The sequence below is a fragment of the Methanosaeta sp. UBA356 genome (assembly GCF_002496465.1).
GTDB classification, from domain to species: domain Archaea; phylum Halobacteriota; class Methanosarcinia; order Methanotrichales; family Methanotrichaceae; genus Methanothrix; species Methanothrix soehngenii.
Genome location: NZ_DAKC01000022.1, coordinates 10,296 through 17,852 on the forward strand (window position 1 = coordinate 10,296; position 7,557 = coordinate 17,852).

Genomic DNA, 7,557 nt, shown 5'->3' on the forward strand with positions numbered 1-7,557 from the left:
CATCCGGTGATAACCGAGATCACCGGCCGGGTGGAGCATGTCTTGTTCTGCGGCGTGGGAGGAAAAGCAGACCTCTTCCTGGTCGCGCCGGCCACCGCCAACACCATTGGCAAGATGGCCAATGGCATCGATGATACTCCGGTGACCACCTTTGCCACCACGGCTCTGGGAAGTGGCAAGCCGGTGGCAGTCGTCCCTGCCATGCATGAGGCCATGTACCGTCATCCCGCAGTCATACGGAATCTGCAAATCCTGAGGGAAATGGGCGTGGCCCTCATCGATCCGCGCATCGAGGAGGGCAAGGCCAAATTCGCCGATAACCAGCGGGTGGTGCAGGAGGTAGAAAGACTGCTGGGCCCGGCCGACCTTAAAGGGAAGAGGATCCTGATCACCAGCGGCTCGAATGCCGAATCCATCGACCCCATCAGAATTCTCACCAACCGGGCCTCGGGAAAGACCGGTGTCGCCCTCGCCCTGGAGGCCCGAAGGCGGGGGGCGGATGTAACCCTGGTCCACCGCTTCATCCAGGACCTGCCAGTCCACCAGGTCTATGCCCAGAGCGCCAGCGATATGCTGGATGCGGTCATGGCAGAGCTCAAGAAGGGCTGCGATGCCCTGATCAGCGCCGCGGCAGTGGCGGACTACACCCTCGACCCGAGCGAGGAGAAGATCAAGTCCGGCCTGGAATTGAATCTGCGGCTCAAGCCCACCAGGAAGATAATCAAGGCGGTGCGAGAAGCCTACCCTGATCTGAAGATCGTGGGGTTCAAGGCCGAGACCGATACCGGCGACGAGGAGCTCCTGGCCAGAGCTCGTGCATCCCTGGAGGGCGCGGGGCTGGACCTGGTGGTGGCCAATGACGTCTCCAGAGGTGGCATGGGCACGGATGATAACCGGGTGCTCATTTTGAGCCGGTCCGGCAGCCATAGCGAGGTCGAGGGAAAAAAGAGCCTGATTGCGAGAAGGATCATCGACTCTCTGGCGGAGATTCTATGAATTCCCCCAATTCGAATCATTTTACAACCAGAGCCTGGGTCCCATCCCACATCACCGGCTTTTTCGCGGCCAGGCGTGAGGAAGACCCTCTGCAGTCCGGCTCTATCGGCTGCGGCCTGTGTCTTTCCCCCGGCGCCACGACCATCATAGAATCCTCTCCCGATATCGAGGATGCTGAGATCATTCTCAATGGCAGAGTGACAGATGCTCCTGTCTCCAGGTTCGTCATCGAGCGGCTGGCCAGGAGCCCAGTCCGGGTGAAAACCGACATGAATATGCCCTTTGGCTCCGGTTTTGGAGCAAGCGGGGCGGGGGCCTTGGGTTGCGCTTATGCCCTAAACCATCACTTCGACCTGGGACTCACCGCAGATCAGACGGCATCTGTCGCCCATGCGGCAGAGGTTGTCAACCGCACTGGCCTGGGGGACGTCATCGCCCAGAACACCGGCGGCCTGGTGATTCGTCTGGAGCCCGGGGCGCCTGGCATCGGCAGAATCGATCGAATACCCGTTGCACCACAACCGGTTCACTGCGTGGTCCGGGGCCCGATCTCCACCCGGGAGGTGCTCTCCGACCAAGGCACCATGTCATCCATAAATGAGGCTGGCCGGGCTGCCCTGAAGGATCTATTGAAAAAGCCCACATTGGAGGAGTTCATGCGGCTCTCCCGCCGTTTCACCATGGAGACGGGTCTTGCCAGCAGCTGGGCGCTGGATATGATAGAGGCGGTGGAGGCGGAGGGGGGAAGGGCCAGCATGATCATGCTAGGAGACGCGGTCTATGCCTTTGGCGGAATTGAGGCCCTCCAGGGCTCAGGCCAGGTCTATACTACATTCATCTCTCAGAGAGGTGCTAATCTTGACTGAAATTCCCAAATCCCATCCCAGATATGCTTCCCTGGTGGCGCGGGAGCGCGTGGCAGAAGGAGTGAAAAAAGGATATACCAGCACCCAGGGGCTGATTGCCCAGGGCAGAGGAGAGTGCTTCGACTATCTCCTGGGCGAGAGGACGACGGCTTCCGCTGCAGCAGCGATCCGGGCGGGAGCGGCATTGCTCCTCTTAGCCGAGAGGCCAGCGATCTCGGTCAACGGCAATGTGGCCGCCCTCGTTTCAGAGGAGATGGTGGCGCTGGCTAGAGCACTCAATATCCCCCTGGAGGTGAACCTCTTTCACCGCAGCGAGGATAGGGTGAAGAAGATCGCCGATCTGCTAAGGGAGAAGGGGGCAGAAGATGTTCTGGGCGAGAGGCCGGACACTTCAGTACCAGGCCTTGATCATGCCCGGGCCCTGGCCACCCGGGGCGGAATCTACGATGCCGATGTGGTGCTCATTCCCCTGGAGGACGGCGACCGTTGCGAGGCCCTGCTGGCCATGGGAAAAAGAGTCATTGCCATCGACCTCAACCCCCTCTCCCGCACAGCAAAAAAGGCCACTGTAAGCATTGTGGACAACATACTCCGGGCGGTTCCCCAGCTGACGGAAGAGGTCAGGCAGCTCTCCAATAAGCCTCGCCCGGATCTGGAGAAGATATTAAATGAATACGACAACCAGGAGACTCTGGCCGGGTCGGTGCAGGAGATCCGGGATCATCTGGACGAGCAGTTCAGGAAGGGGAGCGATTAACCTATCACTGGAAACCTCCTGCGTATGAGCTTATGCAGCTCAATGGCGGCAAAGGCCACCAGGGCCACTCCCACCAGCTCCACCCACTGATACAGAGAGACGGGATGAATCTGCAGCACATCGGATAGACCGGGCATGTACATGGCAGCCACCTGGATCAGAATGGCGGCTATGGTGCCGAACACCAGCAGAGGATTTCTAAGTGGACTGGAGCTGAAAGCGCTCTTGAGCTCTGATCGGCTGGCGAAGACCACAGCATTCTCAAAGAGGACCATCATGATCATAGCGATGTTTCTCGCCTCCTCAATGCTCCGGCCCATGGACATCTGCCAGTGGAATATGGCATAGGTCAGGCCGCCTACAACCACTGCCACCAGCGCAACCTTCTCCACCATCAAACGGTTGAAAATCGCCTCGTTCGCCGGTCTCGGCGGCCGGTTCATCTCCCCGCCCTCGGCGGGCTCGAAGGCCAGGGCTACATCTTGAATACCGTTGGTGACCAGGTTCAGCCAGAGGAGCTGGACGGCAAGCAGAGGAAGGGGCATATTGAAGATCAGGGCTAAGATGAATAGGAATATCTCCGCCACTCCGGTGGAAATAGAAAAGAAGATCACCTTTCGCAGGTTATTGTAGACGATCCTCCCCTCCTCTATCCCCGAGACTATGGAGGCGAAGTTGTCATCGGTGATGATGAGGTCAGCGCTCTCCTTGGCCACATCGGTCCCGCCCTTGCCCATGGCCACGCCCACATGAGCGGCATGCAGCGCGGGTGCATCGTTGGCTCCGTCACCGGTAACAGCCACCAGCTTTCCGTTTCTCACCAGAGAGTTGGTGATAAGCACCTTCTGCTGGGGCTCAACCCGGGCGTAAACCCGGCCCTTCCTGGTAAGAGCATCGACTGCCTCCGGGCCTTTGGCCTCAGCATCCTTCAGCTCCATTCCCGTGACCACCTGGTCGACGCTATCCGCCAGCCCCAGCTCCCTGGAAATGGCAAATGCGGTTGCCGGATGATCACCGGTGACCATTGCCACCTGGACGCCCGAGCTCTTGCATGCCTCCACTGCCGCTTTGGCCTCCGGCCGGAGGGGATCGATCATCCCCACCAGTCCTAAAAATGTGAGCCCTTCCAGCCGGTCCTCAGCGAATTCCTGGTTCTCTGGGAACCTGCCAGAGGCCAGGGCCAGGAGTCTGAAACCTGCAGTAGCCAGAGCCTCGGCCACTTTATCTGCACCCTGTGGATCCAGAGGAATCTCGCCATCGGGAGTGGCCATTCTGCTGCTCATCGTCAGGATCTTCTCTGGCGAGCCCTTGGCAAATGCAATCCTCCCATCCGGCCCCTGATGAAGGGTGGCTGAGAACTGGCGTTTGGATTCAAAGGGTATCTGAGCGATCCTGGGATAATTGCTCTGCTCCTCCTGTTGAGTGACTCCAGTCTCCTGGGCCATCATGAGCAGGGCCACGTCCACTGCATCCCCGTGGTAGTCCCAGCCGCCGTCTCGGAAGCCGGAAAAGGCCTCATTTGCCAGGACCGAAGCTCTAGCCAGGGCCTTCAGGGCAGATGTCTGGCCGGCTGACTGGCTCCCGACCGGGCCTTCTGCTGCCGTCTTCCCTGCTGCTTCCTCTGCCACTTCCCGAGGGCTTTTCGCCAGATCGATCACATTCCAGCTATCCCTGCCGGGAATGACAGCTCTGGTAACAGTAAGCTGGTTGACGGTAAGGGTTCCCGTCTTGTCCGAGGCAATGAAGTTGCATGATCCCAGGGCCTCCACCGCTACCAGCCGGCGGACGATGACATTTCTCTTTGCCATGCGAGACATGCCTATGGACAGAGCCACAGTCATGGCCACTGGCAGACCCTCGGGCACTGCCGCCACCGCCAAAGCCACCGACTGCAGGAAGATATCATAAATTGGCTCTCCCCGGTAGATCTCAACCGCAAAGATCACCGCCACAGCCACGGCCACGCCCAGAGCGATCTTGGAGTTGAACTTCTCCATGCGCAGGATCAGAGGAGGCTTGGTCTCGGGCTTGCCAGCCAGAGACGCTGCCAGACCTCCTACTGCGGTATTCGAGGCGGTGGCGACTGCGACACCTCTACCCCTCCCTGATACTACAATGGTGCCGGCAAAGGCCATATTCTCTCTATCGCCCAGTGGGGTTCTCCGATCGAGAATCAGATCGGGGTCTTTGGCATCTGGTATCGACTCTCCGGTGAGCAGAGACTCGTCCACCACCAGATCCTGGACCTCTATCAGTCTGATATCGGCTGGAACCTTTCCTCCTGACTCCAGCAGGACTATATCGCCGGGAACAAGCTCCTCGGAGTCTATCTCGAACTCCTCGCCATCCCGGATCACCCGGGTCTTGGTTCTGACCATATTCTTCAATGCTTCAGCGCTCTTCTCGGCTGAGTACTCCTGGATGGTGCCAATGAGTGAGTTGAGCAGGAGCACAATCATGATAAATATGCTCTCCTGCCAGTCTCCAAGCAACAGGGAGATAGCGGCTGCCAGGAGGAGAATGTAGATCAAGGGACTGTAAAATTGGCGGAGAAAATAGACCGCAATGCTCGTCGGCTTCGGTTTGGGAAGGCTGTTCGGCCCATAGATCCTCAACCTTTCTGCAACCTCGTCCTTTCCCAGTCCGCCTTCGGTGTTTGCCTTTAATGCCTCTATTGCATCGTCTGCAGGAATTGAATAGGCTTCTATTACCGCATCCAACTCAATACCTCCACCGAGAGATGTTGTCAGGCCGGGAGTTCCATGGGCTCAAATTCATGAAATTTTTGATATATGATCTGGTTGATTACAGTTTCGGTATAAAAGCAAGATACAGTCGCCTTATTTAATTACATGATGTGGGAGCGATCGGATTGAGCTATGACGATAGGCTTACATATCTGGCCGGACAATTCTCGAGTGGTGGGGTTAATTACAAAAATAATTATAATCTTGCTGGTTTGTCTCTCATTTGTATCCCTCTCGCCCTGTGAGGCACTACCGGAAGATGTCACAATCATGGGATCCTCAACAGTGATGCCGCTGGCCGAGGCTGCTGCAGAGGTCTTCAATCTCGAGCAGAATGATTATTTGGTCAGTGTCACGGCAGGTGGAACCGGCGCGGGAATTTTAGGCATTGTGGAGCGCAAGTACGACATAGCCATGGCTTCGCGGGCTATAACTGAGGAAGAAAAACAGATGTTCGGGGACAGCTTCCAGGAATTCAAGATCGGTATGGACGGCATCAGCATTGCCGTAAGCGATGAGATATACCAGGAAGGAGTACGGGACCTGAGCAGGGATCAGGTTATGAGGATCTATTCCGGTGAGATCACTAACTGGAATGAGGTGGGAGGACCGGATAAGGATATCTATGTTATTTCCAGAGAATACGGCTCGGGCACAAGAGACGACTTCAATGAAGCGGTGATAGGGGACATAGGGACAGAAAGCCCTGGAGTCGATACCGTGGCCTACAGCGGAGCAGAGGTCAAGACGGCAATTTCCGGAAGCGATAGGGCCATAGGCTACCTGGGATTCAATTATTTGGGAGGAGGCGTCCAGGGGATAGCCTTCAACGGCATCGTGCCCAGCTATGAGAACATAAAGCTGGATTTTTATGAGCTCAAAAGGAACCTCTACTTCTATACATTCGGCGACCCTACTCCTGGAGCCAGGGCATTCATCGATTTCATCCTGGGGCCAGAGGGACAGAAGATTGCGGCAGAAGAGGGTTTCATAGCGAACTGATACTTTTAAGGAGAGAAAAGCACTCTAATCTTGCACAGGAGCAAGCAAAAAATAATAATACCAGTATGTGCATCTACTATCTGGTGAACTTCCTTTGTGCATACCCGAGCCCAAGACCATCTGGTGGGATGAAGGCCTCTGGCTTATCGATCAGACCCAGCTTCCTCTAAAGCTTGTTCCCCTGAAGATCGAGAGCATAAGACAGCTGGTAGCCGCTATCAAGTCTCTTTCCGTTCGCGGCGCTCCTGCTCTTGGAGCCGCCGGTGCTTACAGCATCGCTCTGGCCGCAGAAAGATCCCATGCCACCAACGCTTTCGATATGATCGCCGAGCTGGAGATGGCCGCCGATATGATCCGGAACTCACGGCCCACGGCGATAAACCTCTCCTGGGGTGTGGACAGAGCCCTGCAGGCGGCCAGAGGGGGGGAGAGCACTGAAGAGATTCGCGAGGCAGCGCTACGATCGGCAGAGGGGATCGCAGAAGAGGACATCCGGGTCAATCGGGCCATAGGAAAGAACGGAGCAAAGCTCTTGGAGGACGGGGACACCATTCTCACCCACTGCAATGCCGGAAGGCTGGCCTGCGTGGGCTGGGGAACTGCTCTGGGAGTTGTGCGCTCCGCGGTCGAAGCCGGGAAAAAAATAGAGGTCTACGCCTGCGAGACCCGACCTCTGCACCAGGGCTCCCGCCTGACCGCCTGGGAATTGGCAGAGGATAAAATCCCCGTAACCCTGATCTGTGAGAGCATGTCCGGCAGCCTGATGCGCAGAGGGAAGATCGACAAGGTAATTGTGGGAGCAGACCGCATAACCAGGGATGTGGTCTTCAATAAGATCGGGACCTACAATCATGCCGTCCTGGCCAAACACCACAAGATTCCCTTTTATGTGGCCGCACCCCTCTCCACCTTTGACCGGATTTATGGCGAGGAGGACATCACAATAGAGGAACGTGATCCTGAGGAGATCTGCACCCTGGCCGGAGTGCGCCTGGCACCCCTGGGAATAAACGTCTACAATCCGGCATTCGATGCCACTCCTCTGGAGCTTGTCTCTGCACTGATAACCGAGAAGGGCGTCTTCCGGCCCCCGCTCATGCCCCCAGTATAGATTCTACAGAAAGGTAGTTTAAGTTTGAAGAGCAGCTCAACTCATGGATGCAGAAATCGCCGTCATCGGCGGAGTGGG

General features: G+C 57.0%; 6 protein-coding genes. 5 read left to right on the plus strand and 1 reads right to left on the minus strand.

Annotated elements, in window-relative coordinates:
- From coaBC to BP727_RS01275, 3 genes are all read left to right on the plus strand, one after another.
- The coding region (gene coaBC / locus BP727_RS01265) for a bifunctional phosphopantothenoylcysteine decarboxylase/phosphopantothenate--cysteine ligase CoaBC (RefSeq protein WP_286856996.1) at positions 1 to 996 on the plus strand (996 nt) is incomplete at its 5' end.
- Positions 993 to 1,862, plus strand: coding sequence for a pantoate kinase (locus tag BP727_RS01270; RefSeq protein WP_273278711.1), 870 nt, complete (start codon positions 993 to 995; stop codon positions 1,860 to 1,862). The genes coaBC and BP727_RS01270, both read left to right, overlap by 4 nt.
- Positions 1,855 to 2,619 carry a 4-phosphopantoate--beta-alanine ligase gene (locus tag BP727_RS01275; protein WP_342766261.1) on the plus strand — a complete coding sequence of 255 codons (765 nt, stop codon included), beginning with the start codon at positions 1,855 to 1,857 and terminating at the stop codon, positions 2,617 to 2,619. Before BP727_RS01270 ends, BP727_RS01275 begins: the two co-directional genes overlap by 8 nt.
- Here the strand turns inward: BP727_RS01275 and BP727_RS01280 are convergent.
- Positions 2,616 to 5,339: a cation-translocating P-type ATPase gene (locus BP727_RS01280; protein WP_276836973.1), complete on the minus strand. Its 2,724-nt coding sequence runs from the start codon at positions 5,337 to 5,339 to the stop codon at positions 2,616 to 2,618. The genes BP727_RS01275 and BP727_RS01280 overlap by 4 nt on opposite strands.
- Positions 5,340 to 5,498: 159 nt before the next feature.
- Here BP727_RS01280 and BP727_RS01285 point away from each other — a divergent pair, with 159 nt between their 5' ends.
- Entirely contained in the window at positions 5,499 to 6,368 is an 870-nt protein-coding gene (locus tag BP727_RS01285) for a phosphate ABC transporter substrate-binding protein (RefSeq protein WP_276836975.1), read from the plus strand.
- 94 nt (positions 6,369 to 6,462) lie between these two features.
- A complete protein-coding gene (locus BP727_RS01290; protein WP_013720705.1) occupies positions 6,463 to 7,479 on the plus strand; it encodes an S-methyl-5-thioribose-1-phosphate isomerase in 1,017 nt (338 codons plus the stop codon).
- Positions 7,480 to 7,557: the final 78 nt, after the last annotated feature.